General features: G+C 63.0%; 21 protein-coding genes. 15 read left to right on the top strand and 6 right to left on the bottom strand.

Annotation, left to right across the window (positions count from 1 at the left end; all coding sequences use genetic code 11):
* Positions 1 to 90 precede the first annotated feature (90 nt).
* Both CFE47_RS11560 and CFE47_RS11555 read left to right on the top strand, forming a co-directional pair.
* Entirely contained in the window at positions 91 to 1,113 is a 1,023-nt protein-coding gene (locus CFE47_RS11560) for an alcohol dehydrogenase catalytic domain-containing protein (RefSeq protein WP_286837123.1), read from the top strand.
* Positions 1,114 to 1,115: 2 nt separating this feature from the next.
* Complete coding sequence (locus tag CFE47_RS11555; protein ID WP_286837121.1) at positions 1,116 to 2,594, top strand: class I adenylate-forming enzyme family protein; 1,479 nt, start codon at positions 1,116 to 1,118, stop codon at positions 2,592 to 2,594.
* Here CFE47_RS11555 and CFE47_RS11550 read toward each other — a convergent pair.
* The 3 genes from CFE47_RS11550 to CFE47_RS11540 all read right to left on the bottom strand — a co-directional run bounded on the left by CFE47_RS11550 (position 2,591) and on the right by CFE47_RS11540 (position 5,053).
* On the bottom strand, positions 2,591 to 3,373 hold the full coding sequence (locus CFE47_RS11550) for an IclR family transcriptional regulator (protein ID WP_286837119.1): 783 nt from the start codon (positions 3,371 to 3,373) through the stop codon (positions 2,591 to 2,593). The genes CFE47_RS11555 and CFE47_RS11550 overlap by 4 nt on opposite strands.
* A 102-nt stretch (positions 3,374 to 3,475) precedes the next feature.
* A complete protein-coding gene (locus CFE47_RS11545; RefSeq protein ID WP_286837117.1) occupies positions 3,476 to 4,309 on the bottom strand; it encodes a CmcJ/NvfI family oxidoreductase in 834 nt (277 codons plus the stop codon).
* Between the two features lie 15 nt (positions 4,310 to 4,324).
* A complete protein-coding gene (locus tag CFE47_RS11540) occupies positions 4,325 to 5,053 on the bottom strand; it encodes an SDR family NAD(P)-dependent oxidoreductase (RefSeq protein WP_185704245.1) in 729 nt (242 codons plus the stop codon).
* Between the two features lie 293 nt (positions 5,054 to 5,346).
* On the opposite strand from CFE47_RS11540, the gene CFE47_RS11535 reads away from it, so the two are divergent.
* The 11 genes from CFE47_RS11535 (at position 5,347) to fecE (ending at position 17,748) form a co-directional block, all read left to right on the top strand.
* A complete protein-coding gene (locus CFE47_RS11535) occupies positions 5,347 to 6,015 on the top strand; it encodes a GntR family transcriptional regulator (RefSeq protein WP_286837114.1) in 669 nt (222 codons plus the stop codon).
* Between the two features lie 77 nt (positions 6,016 to 6,092).
* A complete protein-coding gene (locus CFE47_RS11530; protein ID WP_286837113.1) occupies positions 6,093 to 6,899 on the top strand; it encodes an ABC transporter substrate-binding protein in 807 nt (268 codons plus the stop codon).
* An 11-nt stretch (positions 6,900 to 6,910) separates the two neighbouring features.
* Positions 6,911 to 7,687: an amino acid ABC transporter permease gene (locus CFE47_RS11525; protein ID WP_286837111.1), complete on the top strand. Its 777-nt coding sequence runs from the start codon at positions 6,911 to 6,913 to the stop codon at positions 7,685 to 7,687.
* 2 nt (positions 7,688 to 7,689) lie between these two features.
* The gene (locus tag CFE47_RS11520; protein ID WP_286837109.1) at positions 7,690 to 8,469 is read left to right on the top strand and encodes an amino acid ABC transporter ATP-binding protein; all 780 of its coding nucleotides are present in this window, start codon (positions 7,690 to 7,692) and stop codon (positions 8,467 to 8,469) included.
* A gap of 20 nt (positions 8,470 to 8,489) precedes the next feature.
* A complete protein-coding gene (locus CFE47_RS11515) occupies positions 8,490 to 9,581 on the top strand; it encodes a polyamine ABC transporter substrate-binding protein (RefSeq protein ID WP_286837107.1) in 1,092 nt (363 codons plus the stop codon).
* Positions 9,582 to 9,598: 17 nt separating this feature from the next.
* Positions 9,599 to 11,209, top strand: coding sequence for a gamma-glutamyltransferase family protein (locus CFE47_RS11510; protein ID WP_286837105.1), 1,611 nt, complete (start codon positions 9,599 to 9,601; stop codon positions 11,207 to 11,209).
* Between the two features lie 229 nt (positions 11,210 to 11,438).
* Positions 11,439 to 13,829, top strand: a complete 2,391-nt coding sequence (locus tag CFE47_RS11505) for a TonB-dependent receptor (RefSeq protein ID WP_286837104.1) — start codon at positions 11,439 to 11,441, stop codon at positions 13,827 to 13,829.
* Between the two features lie 245 nt (positions 13,830 to 14,074).
* A complete protein-coding gene (locus CFE47_RS11500; protein ID WP_286837102.1) occupies positions 14,075 to 14,995 on the top strand; it encodes a Fe(3+) dicitrate ABC transporter substrate-binding protein FecB in 921 nt (306 codons plus the stop codon).
* A gap of 2 nt (positions 14,996 to 14,997) precedes the next feature.
* Positions 14,998 to 15,987 (top strand): iron-dicitrate ABC transporter permease FecC, encoded by a 990-nt coding sequence (fecC, locus tag CFE47_RS11495; RefSeq protein WP_286837101.1) that lies wholly within the window; start codon positions 14,998 to 15,000, stop codon positions 15,985 to 15,987.
* Positions 15,984 to 16,952 (top strand): iron chelate uptake ABC transporter family permease subunit, encoded by a 969-nt coding sequence (locus CFE47_RS11490; RefSeq protein WP_286837099.1) that lies wholly within the window; start codon positions 15,984 to 15,986, stop codon positions 16,950 to 16,952. The genes fecC and CFE47_RS11490 overlap by 4 nt, the downstream gene beginning before the upstream one ends.
* A 4-nt stretch (positions 16,953 to 16,956) precedes the next feature.
* Positions 16,957 to 17,748: a Fe(3+) dicitrate ABC transporter ATP-binding protein FecE gene (fecE, locus tag CFE47_RS11485; RefSeq protein WP_286837097.1), complete on the top strand. Its 792-nt coding sequence runs from the start codon at positions 16,957 to 16,959 to the stop codon at positions 17,746 to 17,748.
* Positions 17,749 to 17,858: 110 nt separating this feature from the next.
* On the opposite strand, the gene CFE47_RS11480 is transcribed toward fecE, so the two are convergent.
* Genes CFE47_RS11480 through CFE47_RS11470 form a run of 3 tightly spaced genes read right to left on the bottom strand, consistent with a single transcriptional unit; the run spans position 17,859 to position 22,302 of the window.
* The gene (locus tag CFE47_RS11480; protein WP_286837095.1) at positions 17,859 to 18,791 is read right to left on the bottom strand and encodes a sulfonate ABC transporter substrate-binding protein; all 933 of its coding nucleotides are present in this window, start codon (positions 18,789 to 18,791) and stop codon (positions 17,859 to 17,861) included.
* A complete protein-coding gene (locus tag CFE47_RS11475) occupies positions 18,788 to 20,119 on the bottom strand; it encodes an LLM class flavin-dependent oxidoreductase (protein ID WP_286837093.1) in 1,332 nt (443 codons plus the stop codon). The genes CFE47_RS11480 and CFE47_RS11475 overlap by 4 nt, the downstream gene beginning before the upstream one ends.
* Positions 20,120 to 20,121: 2 nt before the next feature.
* Positions 20,122 to 22,302, bottom strand: coding sequence for a TonB-dependent receptor (locus tag CFE47_RS11470; RefSeq protein WP_286837092.1), 2,181 nt, complete (start codon positions 22,300 to 22,302; stop codon positions 20,122 to 20,124).
* Positions 22,303 to 22,509: 207 nt separating this feature from the next.
* Here CFE47_RS11470 and CFE47_RS11465 point away from each other — a divergent pair, with 207 nt between their 5' ends.
* Together CFE47_RS11465 and CFE47_RS11460 are read left to right on the top strand one after the other, a co-directional pair.
* Positions 22,510 to 23,562 (top strand): LacI family DNA-binding transcriptional regulator, encoded by a 1,053-nt coding sequence (locus CFE47_RS11465; protein WP_286837090.1) that lies wholly within the window; start codon positions 22,510 to 22,512, stop codon positions 23,560 to 23,562.
* Positions 23,559 to 24,173 carry a TetR/AcrR family transcriptional regulator gene (locus CFE47_RS11460; RefSeq protein ID WP_286837082.1) on the top strand — a complete coding sequence of 205 codons (615 nt, stop codon included), beginning with the start codon at positions 23,559 to 23,561 and terminating at the stop codon, positions 24,171 to 24,173. Before CFE47_RS11465 ends, CFE47_RS11460 begins: the two co-directional genes overlap by 4 nt.
* Positions 24,174 to 24,439: the final 266 nt, after the last annotated feature.

The raw sequence follows: 24,439 nt of genomic DNA, 5'->3' as shown, positions 1-24,439 counted from the left end.
AAGTGAGGAAAACTTAAAGCATGTGCACAATGCAAACAATATGTTTGTTATATGAACATATTCTTATCGGGTCAGAAACGGTTATAAAAGATGAAAGCCATAGTTCTAAAAGCCTTCGGTGGACCGGAGCAATTGCAGGTCGAGGAGGTGCCCACCCCGCAGGTTGGCGCGGGTGAAGTGTTGGTCAGGGTCGAGGCAGCCGGGGTTTGCCACCATGATTTGCTGCACCGCGCCGGGCATCTCCCGGGGGCGCACACCGGCGTGGTGCTGGGCCACGAAGTGGCGGGTGAAGTGGTCGAGGTGGGTGTTGGCGTGCATCATTTGGCAATTGGCGCCAGGGTCGTGGTGTATCAGCGCCGCTTCTGTGGCCAGTGCCGCGACTGCCTGCGCGGTCGCCAAGACCTGTGCCGCGCCCTCGGCCTGCCGTCGGTAGACACCGAAGGCGCTTACGCCGAATACCTGCGAGTGCCGGCGATTTCCGCGATTGAACTGCCGGATGGCCTGGATTACGTCCAAGCCGCATTGGCCTCCTGCCCAATCGGCACCAGCGTGCGCGCGCTGCTCGGTGAAGCCGCGCTCAAGCCCGGTGAAACGGTATTGATCAACGGTGCCAGCGGCGGCCTGGGAGTGCATCAGATTCAACTGGCGAAAGCCTATGGTGCACGGGTGATCGCCGTAACCGGCAGCGCCGACAAGCGCGAGCTCCTGCACAACCTGGGGGCTGATGACGTCATCGTCGCCAACGGCAACTACAGCGCCGAGGTGTGGGCACTCACCGGCAAGCGCGGTGTGGACGTGGCCATGGAAAACCTCGGCAGCACCCTTGAAGACACCCTGCGCAGCATGGCCCTCGGTGGTCGCGTGGTGGTGTTGGGCAACGTCGCGCCCGCCAGCGTGCCGGTCAACCCCGGCTTGTTGATCGGTCGGCGAATTCGGCTGCAGGGCTCAGGCAGTGCCACCCTGGAAGAGGTGCGCGTGGCCTTGGCGTTGATCAAAGGTGGGCAGGTCAAGCCGCTGATCGACCGCGTGCTGCCGTTTCATCAAGTGGCCGAGGCCCATGCGCTGCTGGAATCACGCCAGGTCACTGGGCGCATTGTGTTGAGCGGGTGGTAAGCATGGATATCAGTACGCTGCTGAGCCAGGCAGCCTTCAAATGGCCAGACCGGGTCGCGTTGCATGAAGCCGCCAGCCAAAAAACGCTGACCTTTGCCGAGCTCGATCGCGCCCTCAGCGGCGTCGGCCAGGCGTTGGATCAATTGCTCATCCCGGCCGGTGCGCGGGTGGCTTTGCTGGCCGACGCCTGCCTCGATTATCTGCTGGCCGATTATGGCTGCATGGCCACCGGCCGCGTGCGCGTGCCGCTGGACCCGGCGCTGGCGCCCGACGAATTAGTCGCCCAACTCAACGATGCGGGCGCCGCCTTACTGCTGTATTCCGAGGCGTACGCCGAGGTGGCGCACGGCTTGGGCATTCGTTGCCTGCCACTGCAGGCCGTCACCGACACTCAAGCCGGCGATCTCGCCACACGCCCCGCGCAATCGCCCCAGGCGTTGGCCTCGCTCAACTACACCGGCGGCACCACCGGCACACCCAAGGCCGTGATGCACCGGCATGCCAGCCTGTGCGCGGTGTTGCAGAACATCGTCATGGGCCGAGGCGCCGCCGTGGGGGATGTCCTGCTCAATGTGCGCCCGCTGTGGCCGATTGCAGCGGTGGCGGTGTTCGCCCATGTGCTCAGCGGCGGCCAGGTGGTGCTCGGTGGGCGTTTCGATGGCAAGACCTTCATCGCCCAACTCACTGAATACAACGTGGCGTTCAGTTCCCTGGTGCCGACGCAACTGCTGCGGTTGCTGCGTGAAACCGGTTCGACGCCGGCCGATCTACCGGCGTTCAAGAGCCTGGATGTTGGCGCTGCCGCGTTGACCGGCGAAGTGCTGGAAGGCTCCTGCCGCCTGTTCAGCGAACGTATCGGCGTGCTTTACGGCATGACGGAGGCACCCTGGAGTTGCTACCTCTCGCCAGCGCAGATGCAAGCGGTGCGTGCGACCGGCGACAGTGGTGAAGGCGTGGTCGGTCGCCCGCTGTTCAGCGCCGCCATCCGCATCGACCGGCCAGACGCCAATGGCCTCGGCGAGATCCTGCTGGGCGGCCCGCAATTGATGAGCGGCTACTGGAAGCTTGAAGCCCTCAGCGCCAAGACGCTCGACAACGGCTGGCTGCGCAGCGGTGACCTGGGCTGCATCGGTATCGATGGGTTGCTCAAGGTACTGGGGCGCTGCAAGGACATCATCCGCACGGGTGGCAAATCCGTGCAGCCCGGCGAGGTCGAGCAGAACCTCTTGAGCCACCCCGGTGTGCAGGACGTGCACGTATTCGGCCTGGCGGATCTGGAGTGGGGCGAGCAAGTCTGCGCGGCGGTGGTAGTGGACGGTTCGCAGCCACTGTCGGCGCAGCAGTTGATGGACCACTGCCGCGCCGGGCTGTCGCGCTACAAGGTGCCGCGCCGCGTCTACTTCATCGACGAACTGCCGCGCTCGCACTACGGCAAGGTGCAGAAAAACCGCCTGCTTGCCGCACTGGACCTCAAGCCCTAAAGGTTGCCCAATTGCGCCGCGATGCCTTCACAGGCGCGGCGCACGTGGCTGGCCAGGGACGAGGCGGGGTGGGTTTCGTCTTCCATCTCAAGCCCGGCGACGACCACTGCGCCGATGGCTTGGCCGGCGTCCACACGAATTGGAAACGCCACCGAGGACAGTCCCGGCTTGAACTCGCCATGGCCAAATGCAAAGTCCTGTTGGCTGCGGATCTGCTCCAGCGCGGGCCGCGCCTTGGCGTAACGCGCTTCACCGAGGATCGCCTGCGCTGCCGCTTCGCTGTAGGTGGCAAGCACCGCGCGGCCACTGGGGCTGCCGTCGATGGGGAATTGGTCGGCCAGGTCGACAATCACGTTGAGCGGCGTGGTCGGCGTCCACATCCGCTCGATCAGCACCACTTGGTCGCCCACCGGCACCGACAGCGACACAATCGCCTGGCGCTCGCCGATCACCCGCTGCAACTCGATCGCGTAGGGCAGGGCGATCTTGCGCAGGTTCAGGCGGTTCAAATACGCCGCCGAATAGATCAGGCATTCCGGCCCGATGCGATAGGTACCGCCCTGGGATTCGATCAGGCTCCAGTGGGTGAGGGTCTTGAGCAGGCGGTGGATGGTGGTGCGGTCAATGCCGGTCAGTCGCGCCAGGTCCAGGGCGCTGGCGCCGTGCTTGAGGCCCGAGAGGGTGCGCAACAGCACAATCGAACGGTCGATGACCTGAACGCGTCCGCCAGCATTTTCCTTGTTGCTGGCGGGCGGGGGAGGCGTCGAAGAAATATCCATGGTGGCAGCAGCTTCCGAAATCATGAAGTTCGGCAAGCGCGGATCGCAGGCTTGGCCGGTGGCCAAGGTTAGCCGCGATCCGTTGCGGGGTGAAGCCTTGATTTAGCTGTCGAAGAACACCAGTGCCCGCAATTCGATACTGCGCCGGGGTGGCGCGTCCTTTGGCGTGGTGGGGTCATCGAACGCGGTGTGCGCACTCAGCCTGGCCACGTCCTGTCGCGAATCATGGATCTTCAACAACAAGGCCTCGTCCGGCCGCAACTGTGGGTAGTAAAACCAGCGGTGCGCCGGGTTGGCCTTGACCGAGAATGTCTCGCCAACCTTGTCGCGGTACACCAGGTCGCTGGGCAACAGGTCACCGTCGGCCATGCTGCGCGCATCGCACAGGGCCAGGGGCGTGCTCTGGACCGCCGCGCCGATAGGGCGCCAGACGTTGATGATCGCAAAGCGCTTGAGCAGGCGTTGTTCGGCTTCGTCCGCCGGCAAGTGGTCGCGCACCCGGCGGATGGCCGAGCGTTCGGTCTGATCGTTGTGCACGTAGCGCACCGGTTCGCGCAGGCCGCGTGCTTCGCGGCCAGGGTCATCGACGCGGATCGTATGGTCGAAGATCACCACCTTCACCGCGCCGGTCTGCTGTTTGAGCAGGGCTTCGGTTTCCGGGTAGTAATGCAGGCGTACCTGCTCGTCATCTTCCAGGTTGGCCACGGCGCTGGCGTGATCGATTCGCTCGAAGCCTTGGCGATTGATACTTGCCGGCTCATCCAACAGCCGTGCGTTATGGATGCTCACCTCGGTAGGGTCCAGCACGCCACTGCGCTGGGCCTCGCCGTCGGGTGGCGGGTAGGTGTAGTTCACCGGGCGCTGGCCGGTGTCCTGCAAGTAATTGAGCACGCCGCGCACGGAGGCGGGGGTGAGTCGAGTCTGGTGCGTTCCCATAAAACCACCTCCAGGTCAGAACGGTTCCTTGAACGGCCGCAGGTCCAGCTCCTGGGTCCAGGCGCTGCGCGGTTGGGTGTGCAGGTACCAATAGGCATCGGCGATATCGTCGAGCTTCAACGAACCGTCCTCGCCCAGCTTGGCCAGGTATTCCGGTGCGCGGCTTTTAATGCGTTCGCCGTCGATGGAGCCGTCGATGACCACGTGGGCCACGTGCACGTTTTTCGGGCCGAATTCACGGGCGAACGACTGCGCTATCGAACGCAAACCGGCCTTGCCTGCCGCGAATGCGGTGTACGGCGGCTTGCCGCGTAATGACGCAGTGGCCCCGGTAAACAGCAAGCTGCCACCGCCGTTGGCGAGCAAGGCGCGGGTGGCTTCACGGGCAAACAGAAAACCGCCCAGCGTGGAGGCGCGCCAGGTTTGCTCGAACAGTTCGGCGCTCAACTCCAGGGCCGGTGCAGACACCGCGTTGCCCACATTGAAGATCGCTGCCTTGAGCGTACCGAGCTGATTGACCTGCGCGATCGCTGCGAGCACATCGGCTTCAACGCCGGAGTCAGCCACTACCGCATTCGCCTTGCCGCCGCTGGCTTCAATCTGCGCGACCACCGCCTGCAACTTGTCCAGGCTCCTGCCGCTGACCGCCACGCGATACCCCTCGCGGGCAAAGCGACGCGCCAACGCCGCCCCCAGCCCAGCGACCGCGCCGACCCCGGCCACCCACACCACTGACTCAGTCATTTGCCACATCCTCTAAAAGACACGTGGCTATCAATCTACTCATCGGCGGGCGTGAGGAATAAGAACATCGACAGCTAAGGTTATGCCCGCAGCCCGTTACTTCTGCCCACAGATGGGGCGCTTTCTGAGCCGTTTGGTAGCAATTTCCTACGCGCATCTTCCGCTCACTCATGGGCCATTCCCGGCTATTTCATCCGAATCAATCACTTGGCTCTGCATTGAGGCAGTTGGCACGCATTCTGCTTTTTTGCATTCGTGGATAATTGGATACAAAAATTCAAAAGGTGCTGCCGATGCAATTTGCCCCCACTTACGTTGACCGCCAGCCCCTCACCGCCGAGGAGGAGGCCTACAACTTCTTGCTCGATGCCATTTGCAGCGGGCGCTACCGCAAGGGCGACCGGTTGATTGCCGAAGACATCGCCAGCGAGATCGGCATGAGCCGCATGCCGGTGCGCGAAGCCTTTCGCCGCTTGGATGCTCAAGGGTTAGTGACCCTTCGACCCAATCGTGGCGCGGTCGTCAGCGGCCTGGATATCGATGAATTGCACGAAGTGTTCGAGATGCGCAGCGCCCTCGAAGGCCTGGCGGTACGGGTTGCGGTAGGGCGTATCGGCGAGCGCCAACTGGCCGCGCTGGAACGCATGCTTGACGAGATGGACGATTACCGCGACGAAAGCGCCGCCTGGGTCAGTCGCCACCGCGCGTTCCACGAATACCTGTGCAGCCTCAGCGGTCGTCCGCGTTTGATGAAACAAATCTCGGCGCTCTATTCGCTGGTGGAAGCGCCCATGCGCCTGTGGTTGCAGCACGGCGACAAACCCCTCAGCGCGCGCCAGGAACATGCGGTGATCCTCGATGCGATCCGCGCCGGCGACGCCGCCCGCGCCGAAGCCGTGGTGCGCGAGCACATCGAAGGCACCGTGCCGGCGCTGATCCAGTTTTTGCAATCGGAAAAATAATCAGAGGTGGGCCCAAGCCCGCCCGTGTTTTGACTTTGAGTCCTGCCCCGTTAACCAACGAACTGGAGTGTCTGGTCATGCATAAACGCCGCGCCTTGCTGGTGGCTCTCTCCCTCGGCCTCTGTACCCAATGGGCAACTGCTGCGCCCCAGGTACCGGAGCGCTTGCAGAAAGTCGACAAACTCACCTACTGCTCGGGGATGGACTCACCGCCCCTGGTGTCCTTCGATGAAGCCCAGAAACCACGCGGACTTACCGTCGACCTGGGCCTGGAAATCGCCAAGCGTCTGGGCGACAAACAGGTGCAATGGCGGGTGATTCCGTTCTCCGGCCTGGTGCCCGCATTGCTTGCCCAGCAGTGCGACATGATCGTCGACCAACTGTTCGACAAGCCCGAGCGGCGCCAGGTGATCGACATCGTCAACTACATGTATTCCAGCCAGTCGGTGGTGGTGTCCAAGGGCAACCCCAAAGGCATCAAGGCGCTGGATGACTTGTCCGGGCACAAGGTCGCGGTGCTCAACGGCTCCACCATCAAGACCCTGCTGGACACGCAAAACGAAAGCCTGGCCAAAGCCGGCAAGCCACCGATGAAACTGGTGGTCTACAACACCGACACCGATGCCTTCCAGGCCCTGCGCATCAGCCAGGTCGACGCCTACGGCACCACCGTGGAAACCGCCGGTTACTACGCGGCGATGGCCCCGGACCTGTTCCAGGAAGGCGTGCCGGCATTCAGCCGCATCCTCACCGGCCTGGGCATGCGCAAGGACGACCCGCAACTCACCGCTGCCGTGCAGCAGGTGATCAGCGACATGCGCAGCGACGGCAGCTACGTGGCATTGCTGAATAAATGGCATGTCAGCAGCGACACTCTCGACTGAGGTTTCCCGCAATGAACTTCAATTGGGATGTGTTCTGGCAGTACCTGTTGCAGCCCAGCGGGGTGTACCTCACCGGGCTTTGGCTGACCTGCCTGATCAGCGTATTGGCGATGTTGTTGGGTTGCGTGCTGGGGTTGGCGGCGGCGCTGTTGCGCCTGTCGAAGAACCCACTGCTGCACCTGCCGGTGCGTTTTTATGTGTGGCTGATGCGCGGTACGCCGCTGTTGGTGCAGATCGTGTTCCTGTACACGGCGCTGGCGGCGGGCGGGCTTTTCCGCTTCGAGGATATTGAACTGTTCGGTCTGGTCGTGCCGGGCAATATCCAGGCCGCCATCATCGCCCTGGGGCTAAACGAAGGCGCATACATGGCCGAGATCATCCGCGCCGGCATCGGCGCGGTGGACAAGGGCCAATACGAAGCCGGGCGTTCCCTGGGCATGGGCTTCGCCAAGCTGATGCGGCGCATCGTGCTGCCCCAGGCGTTCCGCGTGATCGTGCCGCCGCTGGGCAACGAGTTCAACGTGATGCTCAAGAACACGACCCTGGTCAGCGTGATCGGCGTGCAGGAGTTGCTGCTCAGTACGCAAATGGTCACCTCGGCGACGTTCCGTGTGTTCGAGTTGTACCTGGTGGTCGCCATCTACTTCTTGATGCTCACCACCTTGTGGGGCTTCTTCCAGCGTTGGCTGGAGGCACGTTTCGGCCAGTCCGACCGGCCTTCGACACCGCCGCCCGCGTCCAGCCGCATGTTCGGGCGCAGCACCTTGAAACTGCTGAGGGGACGCTAACCATGGCGCACAAAAGTGACGAACTGATCATCGAAGCCCTGGACCTGCACAAGTCGTTCGGCGACTTGCAGATCCTCAAGGGCATCTCCCTGCAAGTGCGGCGCGGCGAAGTGGTGGTGCTGATCGGTGCCTCGGGCTCGGGCAAGACCACCTTCATTCGCTGCATCAACCTGCTGGAGGACATCCAGGGCGGGCGCATTCGTGTCAACGGCCGTTCCATGGGCTATCGCGAACGCAGCGACGGCAGCCTGGTGCGCGATTCGGAGCGCAACATTGCTCGCCAGCGCCGCGATATCGGCATGGTGTTCCAGCGCTTCAACCTGTTCCCTCACATGACCGCACTGGAAAACATCATCGAAGCACCGATCCACGTGCTCGGCACACCGCGCGCCGAAGCCTTGGAACAGGCGCGTGCCCTGCTGGCACGGGTGGGCCTGGCGGACAAGGCCAGCCATTACCCCTCGATGCTTTCCGGCGGCCAGCAGCAACGAGTGGCCATCGCCCGCGCCCTCGCGATGAAACCCCAGGCGATGCTGTTCGACGAACCCACCAGCGCCCTCGACCCGGAAACCGTCGGTGAAGTGCTGCAAGTGATGAAGGAGCTGGCCGAGGAGGGCATGACCATGGTGGTGGTCACCCACGAAATGGGCTTTGCCCGTGAAGTGGCCGACCGCGTGGTGGTGCTCGACCAGGGCGAACTCATCGAACAAGGACCGCCAGAGCAGATTTTCAGCCACCCCAGCCATCCCCGTACCCGGGCCTTTCTCAGCCGCGTGTTATGACCCTTCCAAGGAAATTTGCCATGCGTTTATCGAGTGTGTTTGTCGCCCTGTGCTGCGCCGCCGTTGTGCCCATGAGCCAGGCTGCCGATTCGGTGGTCAAGGTCTACAACTGGTCCGACTACATCGGCCCCGACACCCTGAAGCACTTCGAGAAAGACAGCGGCATCAAGGTGCAGTACGACATTTTCGACACCAACGAAATGCTCGAAGCCAAGCTGCTCTCTGGGCATTCGGGCTACGACGTGGTGGTGCCGTCCAGCCAGTTCCTGTCCAAGCAGATTCGCGCCGGTGCCTACCAGCCGCTGCAACGCAATCTGCTGGACAACTGGAAGCATCTAGACCCGCGCCTGATGCAACGCCTTGAGGCCGCCGACCCCGGCAACCGCTACGCCGTGCCGTACATGTGGGGCACCGTGGGCATCGGCTACAACGCCGAAAAAGTGCGCGCCGTGCTGGGTAAGGATGCCGTGCTGGATTCCTGGTCCATGGTGTTCGAACCGGGCAACCTGGCCAAGCTGAAAAGTTGTGGGGTGGCCTTTCTTGATGCGCCGGTGAAGATCATTCCCCAAGTCATGCTCTACCTCGGCCTGGACCCCAACAGCACCAAGCCCGATGACTACAAACAGGCCTCGACCCGGCTGATGGCGCTGCGCCCATCGGTGACCTACTTCAACTCCTCGAAATACACCGCCGACCTGGCCAACGGGGATATTTGCGTGGCAGTGGGATATTCTGGCGACGTGATGCAGGCCCAGAGCCGTGCCAAGGAGGCGGGTAAAAACATCGACATCCGTTACCTGATCCCCAAGGAAGGTGTGAACCTGTGGTTCGACATGCTGGCGATCCCCAAGGATGCCGGTAACGCGGCCAACGCCCATGCCTTCATCAATTACCTGCTGCGCCCTGAAGTGATCGCGCCCGTCAGCGACTACGTCGGCTACGCCAACCCGAACAAGGACGCCACGCCACTGATGGACCCCAAAGTCAGCGGCAACCCAGGCATCTACCCCGGTGACGACGTGATCAACCACACCTTTGTCTCCGCCGACCTGCCGGAAAATATCCAGCGCCTGATGACCCGGGAATGGAACCGCATCAAGTCCGGCCAATGAATCGAAGAGTCTCTGCCATGTTGAAATTTTCTGCTCACGAGTACCCCTATCCGTCGCAGCGCCAAAGCGTGTTTGCCCAGCGCGGCATGGTGGCGGCGTCCCAACCGCTGGCCGCCCAGGCCGGTATCGAGGTCATGCAAAAGGGCGGCAACGCCATTGATGCGGCCATTGCCACGGCGGCTGCTTTGACGGTCGTAGAGCCCACCGGTTGTGGCTTGGGCGGCGATGCGTTTGCGTTGGTCTGGGCCAAGGGCCAACTGCATGGCCTTAACGCCAACGGCCACGCGCCGGCGGCCTTGAGTATCGAGGCGGTCAAGGCGGCAGGGCATGACCAGATGCCGCTGTATGGCTGGACTCCAGTCACCGTGCCCGGTTGCCCGTCGGCCTGGGCCGAGCTGTCGCAACGCTTCGGCGCGCTGCCGTTTGAAGAGCTGTTGCAACCGGCCATCCGCCTGGCGCGGGACGGGTTCCCGCTGTCGCCGGTGGTCGCCCACCAATGGCAGATCGCACTGGACGAATTCAGCCCCCATCGCGACACGGTGCTGGACGCCTGGTTTGACACCTTCCTGATTGAAGGCCGCGCGCCTCGGGCCGGCGAAATTTTCCGCAACCCGGCCCAGGCTCGCACCCTCGAAGAACTGGCCGCAACCCGCTGTGAAAGCCTGTATCGCGGCGCCCTGGCCGAACGCCTGGACGCCCATTCACGCGCCAGCGGTGGCTACCTGCGCGCCAGTGACCTCAAGGATTACCGTGCGCAGTGGGTCGAGCCGATCCACGTCAACTACCGTGGCGTCGACGTCTGGGAAATTCCCCCAAGCGGCCAGGGCCTGGTGGCGTTGATGGCGCTGAAAATCCTCGAAGGCTTCGAGTTCGACCACCGCGACAGCCAGCAGACCTGGCACCGCCAGTTGGAGGCGATGAAGCTCGCCTACAGCGACGGCCTGCACTACATCACCGACCCGCAGCACATGCGCGTCGCTGTTGCCGATCTGCTCAGCGACGACTACAGCCGCCGACGTCGCGCGCAGATCGGCGAACAGGCGCAGCCGCCCAAGCCCGGCGACCCCCATGCCAGCGGCACGGTGTACCTGGCCACGGCGGATGCCGAGGGCAACATGGTTTCGTTTATCCAGAGCAACTACCACGGCTTTGGCTCCGGCGTGGTGCTGCCCGACAGCGGTATCGCCTTGCAGAATCGCGGGCAGGAATTCAGCCTCGACCCGGCCCACGCCAACTGCCTGGCGCCGGGCAAAAAAACCTTTCACACCATCATCCCGGGCTTCCTTACCAAGGACGGCCAGGCCCTTGGGCCGTTCGGCGTAATGGGCGGCTATATGCAGCCCCAGGGCCATGTGCAGATGGTGATGAACCTGGTGGATTTCGGCCTCAACCCGCAAGCGGCGCTGGATGCACCGCGCTGGCAATGGTTGGGGGAGATGAAGGTGGGGATCGAGCAGGGCGCCTCCCGAGACCTGGCCAATGCCTTGGCACGGCGCGGGCATCAGGTGCAGATTGCCAGTGATCTCACAGAATACGGGCGTGGCCAGATCATCCTGCGTGATCCGGTTAGCGGGGTGCTGTGCGGCGGCACCGAGCCGCGGGCGGACTCCCATATTGCGGTGTGGTGAATGTGGGATGGCGGTGTGTCAGTCGCTACAAATGCTGGCTGATACACCGTTATCGCAGGCAAGCCAGCTCCCACATTTTGATCTGCGTCCAGCCGGGAAACTGCGCGCACCGCTAGCCTCTGGTGATCGAGGTATTTGGCCGCGTTGAAAAATAATTAAATAAACCTGTCCCTTTTCTTTGCGTCGCCGGTCATTCCAGGTATGTGAACAAAATCGAGAGCTTCCTCCCATGCCCGTCGTCCGTCCCTTGCTCAAGCTGAGCCTGTTGCTGAGCCTCAGCGCCAGTCCGTTTTTCACCGCCGTCAGTTTCGCCGAAGACACCGCCGCCCGCCGCAGCTACCAAGTGCCAGCCGGCAGCCTGAGCGCGGCGTTGACCCGTTTTGCTGGCTTGGCCGGGGTCAATCTGTCGGTGGACCCGGCGCTGGTGAGCGGGCGCAGCAGCAGTGGTTTGTCCGGAGAATTTGGCGTGGAAGAGGGCTTTGCCCGGTTGCTGCAAGGTTCTGGCCTGCAACTGCAGGCCATGGGTGAACAGGCCTACAGGCTGGTGCCGGTGCCGGAGGGCAGTACGCTGGAGTTGGCGCCGACCTCGATCCTCGGCACCACTGGCCTGTACGACGGCGATACCTACGCCGGTGGCCAAGTGGCGCGACGCACCGCGCAAGGCATGCTGGGCACGCGGGACTTCATGGAGACCCCGTTCAGCATCACCACCTACACCGCAGAAGCGGTGAAGAACCAGCAGGCGCGCACCTTGGGCGACCTGATCGCCGCCGACCCTTCGGTACGCGCCACCAACCCGGCCGGTGGGCGTTACGAGCAGTTCACTATTCGTGGTTTCAGTCTGTTCAACAGCGATGTGGCCTACAACGGCCTGTACGGCGTGTTGCCGACGTACACCATCGATATGGAAATGGCCGATCGCGTCGACATCCTCAAGGGCCCGAGCCAGTTGATCAATGGCATCTCGCCCCGTGGCAGCGTGGGCGGTGGGATCAATGTGGTGCCCAAGCGCGCCACCGACAAGGACATCAATTCGTTCACCGGCACCTGGGCCTCTGGCAGCCAGGCCGGCGGCGCGGTGGACGTAGGGCGGCGCTTTGGCGAAGACAACAAGTTCGGCATCCGCTTCAACGGCGTGAAGCAGTCCGGCGATACCGAATGGGATCACCAAACCGTCGACCGCGAAATGGCCGTGCTGGGCCTGGATTTTCGTGGCGAGCGCCTGCGCCTTTCCACCGATATCGGCCACACCGAACGCGACACCGATGCCCCCCAGGAACGCGTGCAGGTGGCAGCCGCCGCGCCGGTGCCCAGCGCCAACGATGTGCGCCGCAACTATGCGCAATCCTGGAGCAAGGCCCGCACCCACGACACCTTTGGTACGGTCAACGCTGAATACGACCTCAGCGACAACGTGATGCTGTACGGCGGTGTCGGCGCGCGTAAAAGCAACCACGATTTCCTGCGTCATGCAGTCTCCGTGAGCAATGCGGCTGGGGATTTCAGTGTGCAGCCGCGCGACTTCACCCGCGATGAAAACGTGCGCACCTACACCGCCGGCGTGCGTAACTGGTTCCATACGGGGCCGGTGAGCCACGAAGTCAACCTGGCGGCCAGCTACTTCTACATGGACTTCACCAACGGCGGCGCACGGTATGCGGCGGCGCCGAGCAATCTGTACAACCCGGTGCAAACCCCAACGCCGTCCACGGCAACGCGCCAGGACGCCAAGGTTTATACCGAGAACGCCTTCAGCGGTGTGGCCCTGTCCGACACCCTTGGCTTCTTCGACGACCGCCTGTTGCTGACCCTCGGCGCGCGCTGGCAGCGGGTCAAGGTGGATGACTGGAGCGACGGCATCAAAGGCAAAACCAACTACGACGAAGAAAAACTCTCGCCGTCGGGCGGCCTCCTGTTCAAGGCCACCGACAAACTGTCGTTGTACGCCAACTACATGGAAGGCCTGAGCCAGGGCAAGATCGCGCCGTCCACTTCGCGTAACGAGGACGAGATCTTCCCGCCGTTCATCAGCCGCCAGGTGGAAGTCGGCGCCAAATACGACGCCGGCGCCTTCGCCGTGACCGCCGCCGTGTTCCGCATCAAACAGCCGGCCTATGAAACCAACGCCACCACGCGGCTGTTCGGCCCCAATGGCAAGCGCGAAAACACCGGTGCGGAGCTGAGCGTATTCGGCGAACCGCTCAAGGGCGTGCGCCTGTTGGGCGGGGTGATGTACATCGACAGCAAACTCAAAGACACCACCAACGGCACTTGGGACGGTAACCGCGCACCGGCCACGCCAGAGTACAACGTCAACCTGGGCGCCGAATGGGACGTGCCGGGGCTTGAAGGCCTGACCCTGACCAGCCGTGGCATCCATTCCAGCTCGCAGTACCTGGACCAGTCCAACGTCAAGGAAATCGACGCCTGGAACCGTATTGACGTCGGCGCACGTTATGCGTTCAAGGTGGACGACAAGCACGTGACCCTGCGCGCGAATGTGGAAAACGTGGCGGACAAGCGCTACTGGAGCTCGGCCGGTGCGTCGGATGACAGCGAGCCGGGGCTGACCCTGGCGACACCGCGTACCTACCTGTTGTCGGCCACTGTCGATTTCTAATCGCTGGTCCTGATGTGGGCGGGCTTGTGTGGGAGCTGGCTTGCCTGCGATAGCATCACCTCCGTACCTGTGACACACCGAGGTGCCTGTATCGCAGGCAAGCCTGCTCCCACAAAAAGCCCGCCAATGCCCGGTGGGTGGCGCCAATGAGAATGTTTTTTGATTGCGCCGCCCCGATATGGAATAGTACCCGCCGTTTTCCCCGGCCTGTCTAGCTGGGGTGTTTTAACGCCGAGGTCCTTGTCATGCGATTGCTGCGCTCCATCCCCACCCTGGCCGCCTGCCTGCTGGCGTTCTCTTCAAGCGTGTTGAGCGCTGCTCCCATCGACCTCAACGACGGCCAGCACGCCGTACACCTGCCGGATGCGCCCAAGCGCGTGGTGGTGCTGGAGTTTTCCTTTCTTGATAGCCTCGCCGCCGTTGACGTCACCCCGGTAGGCGCTGCCGATGATGGCGATGCCAACCGCGTATTGCCGCGCGTGCGTCAGGCCATCGGCCAGTGGAAGTCGGTGGGCTTGCGCTCGCAGCCAAGCATCGAGGAAATCGCCCGGCTCAAGCCGGACCTGATTGTCGCCGACCTCAACCGTCATCAAGCCTTGTACAGCGACCTGGCGAGCATCGCGCCGACCCTGTTGCTGCCGTCACGCGGTGAGGACTACGAAGGCAGCCTGAAATCCGCCGAGCTGATCGGCAAGGCGTTGGGCAAGAGCCCGCAGATGCAAGCGCGTATCCAGAAGAACCGCGACAATCTGAAAGCCATCGCGCAACAGATTCCCGCCGGCGCCAGCGTGTTGTTTGGCGTTGCCCGTGAGGACAGCTTCTCGATGCACGGCCCGGACTCCTACGCCGGTAGCGTGCTGCAAGCCATCGGCCTGAAAGTGCCGTCGGTACGCGCCAATGCTGCGCCCACCGAGTTTGTCAGCCTGGAACAACTGCTGGCACTGGACCCGGGCTGGCTGCTGGTCGGCCACTACCGCCGCCCGAGCATCGTCGACACCTGGAGCAAGCAGCCGCTGTGGCAAGTGCTTGGCGCGGTGCGTAACAAACACGTAGCCGAAGTCGACGGCGACAGCTGGGCGCGTAACCGGGGCGTGCTGGCCTCGGAGCAGATCGCCGAAGACGCGCTGGCGATTCTCAAAGGCGGCAAAGCCGTACTGAGCCACTAAGCGTGCCGCGCAGTTCCGCCGCCGTCGGCATTGTGTTGCTGGGGGCCGTGTTGTTCTGGTTCTCGCTGTACAGCTGGTCGCCGTTCACGCTCACCGCAACAGATGCGTGGAATGGCCTGGTTCACCAGGGCAGCGAGGGCGGCAATATGGCGTATATCGTCGCCCAATTGCGGGTGCCGCGTGCCGTATGTGCAGCGCTGGTGGGGGCTTGCCTGGGCCTGGCCGGTGCGCTGATGCAGGGCATCACCCGTAACCGCCTGGCCTCGCCATCGTTGTTCGGCGTAACGGCGGGAGCGGCATTGGGCTTGGCATTGTTCTCGACAGGCTTGGTCGCGCCACCGTTTGCCGGTGGCGCGTTGTTGATGACTTGCCTGGGCGGCGCGTTGGCCTGGGTCACGGTGTTCAGTCTCGGCGGTGCCTGGTCGCCGACTACCGCCCAAGGCCGCTTGGTGCTGGCCGGTGTGGCGGTTGCGGCATTGTGCGCGGCATTGACCCGCCTCACAGTGATCCTGGTCGAAGCCCAGGCGCAAAGTGTGCTGAATTGGCTGGCCGGTTCATTGACCAATGTCGGCGCCGCGCAGGTGCAATTGCTTTGGCCGTGCACCCTGATCGGCGGCCTGTGGGCGCTCTGGTGTGCACCGCGCTTGAACCTGATCAACCTCGGTGAAGACGCCGCGCGCTCCTTGGGCGTGGGCATCGCCAGCCTGCGTTTGCAGGTGTTTGTCGCGAGCCTGTTGCTGGTGGGGGCGAGTGTCTGCGCGGTGGGGCCGATTGGGTTTGTCGGGCTGATTGCGCCGAATATCCTTCGCCAGTTTCTGGGCAATGACTACCGCTGGCTGATCCCGTTGAGCGCGGCATTGGGCGCGGTGATCGTGCTGGGTGCCGACTTGCTTAGCCGCGCCGTGGCGTTTCCGGTCGAAACCCCGGCGGGTGTGGTGACTGCATTGATCGGTGCACCGTTCTTCCTCTTTCTCGCCAGGCGCGCCCTATGATCCGCCCACGATTGCGCCTTTGGCTGCTGCTGGGGCTGTTGCTGCTGGCAACGTTCATCAGCCTAAGCGCCGGTACCCAGTGGCTCAAGCCCGAAACCGTGCTCGACCGCCTGTTGGCCCACGACGCCCTCGACTTCGAAGTATGGAACCATCGCCTGCCGCGCAGCCTGATCGCGATTCTCGCAGGTGCTGCCTTCGGTCTGGCCGGGGCGATTGTGCAGGGCGTAATCCGCAACCCGCTGGCCTCGCCGGAAATCCTCGGCGTCACCCAGGGCGCAGGCTTGGCGCTGACCGTGGCGATCATCAGTTGGCCGCAGCTGCCGATTGCCTGGCTGCCGCTGGTGGCGTGCCTGGGCGGTGCCGGCGGCGCGTTGCTGCTGGCGCTGTACAACACCGGCGTGAGTTTTTCCGGGGTGCGCTTTGCGCTGTCCGGGGTGGCGATTGCGGTGACCTTGTCCAGCGTCACCGAGTTCTTGATCCTGTCCCACCCGCTGGACATCAACACCGCGTTGCTCGCGCTCACGGGCAGCCTGTGGAGCCGCAACTGGCACCACGTGGCGCTGGTGTTGCCGTTTTTGGTGTTGATCCCGCTGGGCTTGTGCCTGGCCAAACCGCTGAACCTGATTGCCCTCGGCGATGAGGCGGCGCACAGCTTGGGCACGGCGCTGAACCGTACGCGCTGGCTGGCGATGGCGTGTGCGGTGCTGCTCACCAGCCTGGGGGTTGGGGTGATCGGGCCGATTGGTTTTATCGGGCTGGTCGCACCGCATATGGCGCGGCGCTTGGTGGGCGGGCACCACCAGTACCTGCTGCCGGCAGCGATGGTGATCGGTGCGCTGTTGCTGGTGCTGGCCGACACGCTGGGGCGTACGTTGATCGCGCCCAGCGAAATCCCCGCAGGGGTGCTCACAGCGGTGATTGGCGCACCGTATTTTCTTTGGTTGCTGGCACGGTTCAAGGGCTGATGACATGAGTATTTTGCAGGCACATCAGCTCGATATTGGCTACGGTGCGACGCGCATTGTGCAAGGGCTGTCGTTCACGCCGCCGGCCGGGAAGGTCACCGCATTGATCGGGCCGAACGGCTGTGGCAAGTCGACCTTGCTCAAGGCGTTTGCGCGCATTCTCAAGCCGACCCAGGGCGAACTGACGTTGGACGGGCAGGCCTACGCCAGCGTGTCTGCTCGCCAATTGGCACGGCAGATCGCGTTTTTGCCGCAGGTGCTGCCGGTGCCGGAAGGCGTCAGCGTGCGCCAGTTGGTGGCTTATGGGCGCAGCCCGCACAACTCGCTGTGGGGGCGCTTGAGCGGCAACGATCAAGCCCATGTGACCCAAGCCATGCAGCGCCTGGAGCTGGACGGTTTGGCGGATCGCGCGTTGGCAGACTTGTCCGGTGGCCAGCGGCAACGGGCGTGGCTGGCAATGGTGCTGGCGCAGAATGCGCCGGTGGTATTGCTGGATGAGCCCACCACTTACCTCGACATCAGTCATCAGGTTGAGCTGTTGGATTTGATGAGGGAATTGGCGGCAGAGGGCAAGACGGTGATGACGGTGTTGCACGATATCAACCAGGCCTGTCGTTATGCCGATCACCTGGCGGTAATGCACGGCGGCAGGCTGGTGGCGCATGGTGCGCCGGGGGAAGTGATCAGTGCCGAGTTGATGCGCCAGGTATTTGATGTGCAGGTGCAGGTGATGCAGGAACCGATTGCCGGAACCCCGATGTGCCTGATCGAGAAAAGCACCCGTAATCACGCCTGACGCGGTAAAAACTGTGGGAGCGGGCTTGCTCGCGAAAGCGGCGGGTCAGCCAATACATCTATTGACTGACCCGCCGCTTTCGCGAGCAAGCCCGCTCCCACATTTGGAGATCAGTTGGCTTCTGATCTCCACACGGCTTTTTTCACGTCGATGGCCTTGGGCAGCAACCGGTTCTGGTAGAACAAATCCGCCGTCGCCTGCTGCGCCTGGATGATCTTCTCGTCAATCGGCAGGATCGGCGAAGGCGGGCGATTGTCCATGTAGCGCGCAATCACATTCGCTGGCAGCCCCATAAAACGGGTCAACACCTTCAAGCTGTCTTCGCGTTGGCTACGGGTCAACGCTTCTGCCGCAGTCAGTTCGCCCAGCAGGTCATGCACAAACGCGCTATTGGCCTTGGCATACTCGCGCCGCGCCGTGTACACCGGCCCCGACAACCCCAACCCTTCACCGTTGGCCAACACATGGCTTGGGCTCTGGCTAAGCGCCAGGGACGAATAGGGTTCCCAGATCGCCCACGCATCCACGCTGCCTTGCTCGAACGCCGCACGGGCATCGGCCGGGGGCAGGTACACCGGCTGGATATCCTTGTAGCTCAGGCCAGCCTTGTTCAGCGCACGCAGGATCAGGTTATGGGAGCTGGAGCCTTTCTGGAACGCAACTTTTTTGCCCTTGAGGTCCGCCACTGAGTGCAGCGGACTGTCGTTGCGCACCAGGATCGTTTCGGCAGTGGGCTTGGGCGGTTCGGCGCCGATGTAGACCAGGTCCGCGCCTGCGGCCTGTGCGAACAGGGGCGGGATGTCGCCGGTGGAGCCCACGTCCAGCGCGCCGACGTTGAGGGCTTCAAGCATCTGCGGGCCAGCGGGGAATTCGATCCACTTCACGTCGGTCTGCGGGAAGCGTTTTTCCAGCAGGCCGTGTTCCTTGGCCAACACCAGGGCAATCGAGCCTTTTTGGTAGCCGATGCGCAGGGTGGCAGGGTCGGCGGCCAGGGCGGTTTGGGTCACCGCCAGCAGGGCCAGTAACAGCGCCGGAATTTTCATGCGTCGTCCTTTTTAAAGCGGTTTTCGGGGCGTGCCAAACCGAGGTTTTCACGCAAGGTAGAGCCAGTGTATTCGGTACGGAACAGGCCGCGCCGTTGCAGTTCAGGCACCACCCACTGGGCGAAATCTTCCAGCCCGCCGGGCAGGTGCGGTACCAGGATATTGAAGCCATCAGCCGCGCCGTTTTCGAACCAGCGTTGCAGCTCATCGGCGATCTGCGCAGGTGTGCCGATCAAGCTGTAATGCCCGCGCCCGCCGGCGATGCGCCGGCCCAGTTGTGCCAAGGTCAGGTTCTCGCGGTTGGCCAGGTCACTGAGTAACTGCTGACGGCTGCGCTGCCCGCTGTCGGTCAGGGGCAGCTCCGGCAGTGGCCCGTCCAGCGGGTAGGCGGACAGGTCGAAATTACCCAGCATACGGCCCAGCAATGCGACGCCGACTTCTGGCTCGACCAGCTCCTGGAACGCCTCGAATTTTGCCTGTGCCTCAAGCTCCGTTTGCCCGACCACCACAAACACGCCGGGCATGATTTTCAGCGAGTCCGCGTCACGTCCGTACTGCAAGAGACGGCGCTTGAGGTCGGCATAAAACGCTTGGGCATTTTCCAGCGAGGTCTGTGCGGTAAACACCACTTCGGCGGTTTGCGCTGCCAACTCACGGCCGGTTTCCGAAGAACCCGCCTGCACGATCACCGGCTGGCCCTGGGGTGAGCGCGCCACGTTGAGTGGGCCTTTGACGCGAAAATGTTCGCCGACGTGATCCAGCACATGCAATTTGGCCGAATCGTAGTAGGTGCCGCTGGCCTTGTCGCGCACAAAGGCATCATCTTCCCAGCTGTCCCAGAGCCCGGTCACCACCTGATGAAACTCCCGTGCGCGGCTGTAGCGTTCGCCATGGCCAAGGTGTTCATCGCGGCCAAAATTCTGCGCTTCGGCGGCGGCGTCCGAGGTCACCAGGTTCCAGCCCGCCCGCCCGCCGGAGAGGTGATCCAGCGAGGCGAATTTACGTGCCACATGGTAAGGCTCGTTGTAGGTGGTGGTCGCCGTGGCGATCAGGCCGATGTTATCCGTCACTGCACTCAACGCCGAGAGCAAGGTCAGCGGCTCGAAATGATCCGAACGCGCCATATGGCTGGCAATCTCACCGGTGGCCGCGGCAATGCTGTCAGCCACGAACAGCGCATCGAACTTCGCCCCTTCGGCCACGCGTGCCAGGTGTTTGTACTGGGCGAAATCCAGCCCGGCGTTCGCCGGCACGTCCGGGTGGCGCCAGGCGGCGACATGGTGACCGGTGGCCATGAGAAAGGCGCCGAGTTTCAGTTGACGGCTCATGCTTAGAAGTCCTTGCGCAGTTGCACGCCGAAGTAACGTTCATCGTCACGGGGTACGGCGCGGTAGATGTAGTTGCCACCGCTGGCCAGCAGCGGCGAGTAAGACTTGTCGGCGAGGTTTTTGGCCAGCAAGGCGACGCGCCAGCCGTTGCTGTAGTCGGCCAGGGCCACGCTGGCGTTCCAGATGCCGTAGGCGCCTTGCTGGGTGTCGACGTTCTGGCTGATGTCGTACTGCACTTCGCTCTGCCAGCTGTAATCGGTGCCCAGTTCAATGTCCAGGCCGTTATCCAGCGGGATCGTGTAGTCGGCACGTACGTAGCTTTTCCAGTCCGGGCTGAAGGGCAGGGGCTTGCCGTTCACGTTGCAGGTGGCGGCTGCACCTGCTGGGCAGGCGAACTCGTCGATGCGCGCACGGGTGTAGGCCAGTGCCCCGGAAAACTTCAGTTGTTGGGTAGCCTGCAAGGCGTAGTCCAACTCGACGCCTTCGGTGCTGACGCTGCCGGCGTTGATCAAGCGCGTTACCACTTGGCCGGCCACGGTGTCGAAGAAGTTGGCCTGGTAGTTGTCGTAGTCGCTGTGGAATACCGCCAGGTTAGTGGTCAGGCGGTTGTTCCAGGCCGTGGCCTTGATCCCGGCTTCCCAGGTGTTGGAGGTTTCCGGCTTGAGCGCGTCGGTATCACGCGGCTGCATATTGAAGAACACGTTGTACGCCGGGCCCTTGTAGCCACGCGAATAGGTCAGGTAGCTGGTGACGTTGTCCGTGATGTCGTACTGCACGCCCAGGCGGCCCGACCAACCGTCTTCATCCACCGAGCCCGAGCTGGACGTGGCCGGTTGAATCCCACTGACCGTGGTGGCTGAGGTCGAGACACGGCGGTGATCGTATTTCAGGTCGTCATGGGTGTAGCGCAAGCCGGCGATGCCGCGAAAGCGCGAGGTGAAGTTCAGCGTGGTCTCGCCGAACACCGCGTAGCTGTCGTTGGTGGTGCTGTAGTCGGCGATGCCACGGTCGGTGCGCGTGGTGGTGGTGAGCGTGCGCTGGTAGGTTTCTTCATCCTTGCCGTGCATATAGAACAGGCCGCCGACGTACTCCAGAAACTCACCTTTGGGCGAAGCCAGGCGCAGTTCCTGGGAGTACTGGTTGAATTCCAACTGGCCCTTGTCGGCGGTGCCGGGGAAGGCAGCGGTCACGGTACCCAGGCGGTCGCCATCCTGGTACTGGGTGTTGTCCCAACCGCGCCAGGCGGTGATTGACGTGAGGGTGTAGTCGCCGAGGTTCCAGTCCAACTGCGCCGACAGGCCCTTGTTGGTGTCTTCCACATGGCTGCGGGTATCGGTGTTGATGTCGCGGTTGTCGCTGGAGGCACGCACCGGGCTCAGCGCGTTGGCGAACGCAGGCGTCAGGGACTTGCTCACCACGCCATTGGGCGCGTCGTCGTGGGATTGCATGTAGTCGGCGATCAGGGTCAGCTTCACGTCGTCGTTGGGGGTGAACTCCAACTTGCCGCGAATGCCCTTGTGGTTGTAGCCGTTGACCTCCTGGCCGTTGTGCTGGTTGTCGACGTTACCGTCGTAGCTGCCGAACAAGGTGCTGACCGAACCCTTCAACACATCCGGCACCAGGCTGCCGCCGATGCCGAAGCGGGTGCGGCTTTCATTGCCGCTGTAGTAGGACTGGTCGATATAGCCGTGGGTCTCGGCGGTGGGCGCCTTGCTGGTGATGTTCAACACACCGGCCGAAGCGTTTTTGCCGAACAGCGTGCCCTGGGGGCCGCGCAGCACTTCGATGCGCTCCAGGTCGAGCAAGTCGAGGGTGGCCTGGCCGGGACGGGCGTAGACCACGCCGTCGATCACCGTGGCCACCGTCGGCTCCACGCCTGGGGAGGTGGAGATGGTGCCCACGCCACGCACGAACAGCGAGGTGTCCTTGTTGGACGCGCCTGTGCGGAAGTTCAGCGAGGGCACCTGCTGGGCGATGCTGGCCACGCCGTTGCGGTTGTCGCGTTCCAGCTGTTCGCCATCGAGCACCGAGACCGCCACCGGGACTTTTTGCAGCGACTCTTCGCGCCGGGTGGCGGTGACGGTCACCGGCTTGAGCGTCGGCTCCTGCTCGTCAGCCGCAAAGGCGGGCAGGGCCGTCAGCCCGGCCAGGATCAATAACGTAGTGCGTTGGACGTTGTACATGGTATGCCCGCTCGAAAAAAATGCCCTGAACCGTTACCGTTCTGCGACGGCGACGCCTGTGAATTCGTCTCTGGCACTCGCTCGAGCGAGTAGCAGACAAAGCGCTTTGTTAGCGCTAACATCGGCATTATTGGTGGGTCTGATTTAGAACGTCAAATACTGAAAAATTAGTCCTATATTCCTTTTTGTTGTTAACAGGATTTCCCCGTGAGCGAAGACAAACCGCGCAAACGTCGTGGCGCCGGGCGCGTGACCCTCAACACCGTGGCGCGTCAGGCCGGGGTCTCGGCGATTACCGTTTCGCGTTACTTCAACCAACCGGAGCAGGTCTCGCCCGAGCGTCGCGAACGCATCGCCGAGGTAGTGGCCGAGTTGGGTTACGTGCCCAACCTGGTGGCGGGTGGGCTGGCCTCGGCGCGTGGACGCATCGTGGCGATGGTGATCCCGAACATCTCCGGGCCGATCTTTGCCAATACCATCCAGGGCTTCAGCGACACCCTCAGTCGCCATGGTTATCAGTTGTTGTTGGCATCGAGTTACTTCAGTGCCGAGCAGGAAGAGAGCGCGGTGCGCGCGTTCCTCGGCTGGTCGCCGGCAGCGCTGGTGCTGACCAGTCGCTTTCACAGCGCGGGCACCGAAAAGATGATCGCCGACGCCGATATCCCAGTGGTGGAAACCTGGGACTACGTGCCTGAACGCGAGCCGTTGCAGATCGGTTTCTCCCACTACGAAGTGGGCGTCAGCGCCGCGCGCTACCTGCATGGCCAGGGCTATCGGCGCATTGCCTTCGTGCAGAACAGCGCGGCCGGCGACTTTAGCGCGATGGAGCGCGGGGAGGGGTTTGCTGCCACGCTGACCGAGTTGGGTGTGCAACCCTGGACCTTCGCCCCGGACGCCGACCGTGCGCCGTTCGAAGCTGGCAAGCAGGCAATGGAGGCGCTGATGAGCCACGCCACACCGCCCGACGCGATCTTCTTCGCCAACGACAACCTGGCCGCCGGCGGCCTGTTGGCCGGTCAGCGTGCCGGCTTGAAAATTCCACAGGACTGCGCAGTACTCGGTTTTGGCGATTATCCATTTGCCGAAATGCTGCTGCCGAGTCTCAGCACCATCAAGCCGCCAGCGTTGGAGATCGGCGTGCTGGCGGCCACCCGTGTGCTGGAAAGCCTGGGCGTGCTGCCGGTTGAGGATGAAGTCCAACGGTTGAACCTGTTGGACTGTCGCCTGATCGAACGGGAAAGCTCAAGGATTTCTCCATGACCGAACCCACCCCCAAGACTCGTCGTGCACCCAAGGGTGAAAAACGCCGTGAAGAACTGCTCGACGCGGCCTTGCAGGTATTTTCCCTGGAAGGCTATGGCGGCGCCTCCATGGCCCAGGTGGCGGCGATTGTCGGCATATCCGTGGCGGGTTTACTGCATCACTTTCCAAGCAAGATCTCGTTGTTGATGGGGGTGTTGCAGCGTCGGGATGAGGTCAATCAACGGATTGCCGATGAAGTGCGCGCGGAAAAGTCCTTGAATGGCTTGCTTGGCAGCCTGCGGGCGATCAACCGCTCGAACGCCACGGCGCCGGGGGTGGTGCGGGCGTTTACCATTTTGAATGCGGAGAGTTTGTTGGACACGCACCCGGCGTGGGGCTGGTTCCAGGCGCGGTATGCGGCGATTCATCAGCGGATGCAGGGGCAGTTTGCTGAACTGGTGGCGATGGGGGAGGTGCGGGGGGATGTGGATCTTGCGGGGTTGGTGGAGGAGATTCTGGCGATGATGGATGGGTTGCAGATTCAGTGGTTGCGGTTTCCTGAGCAGGTGGATTTGGTGGGGCGGTTTGATACGTATATTGCTCGGGTTGAGGCGGCGATCAGGGCTTGATGCCTACTGAGTGTCGGTGGGGGTACATATCCGTTGCTGCGGTAACGGCTACTTAGGGTTCCGCTCTTACAGCGGGTCACTTTTGGAAGAGCGCCAAAAGTAACCAAAAGCGCTTCGCCCCAACACTCGGCACCTCGCCTAGGCTCGGTGTGCCCTCACTCCGGCTTTGGAGCGTGGGCCGCCGCGATGGGCCATCCCTGGCCCAGCGCGGCTAACCCGGCGTCCTGCCGGGTTACCCACGCTCCAAAGCCTGCGTTCGGCCAGCG

The organism is Pseudomonas sp. PGPPP1 (assembly GCF_002255865.1).
In the GTDB taxonomy this organism is placed as follows: domain Bacteria; phylum Pseudomonadota; class Gammaproteobacteria; order Pseudomonadales; family Pseudomonadaceae; genus Aquipseudomonas; species Aquipseudomonas cremoris.
The sequence above is the reverse complement of the archived record's forward strand: the minus strand, read 5'-3'. Positions and strand labels throughout refer to the sequence as shown.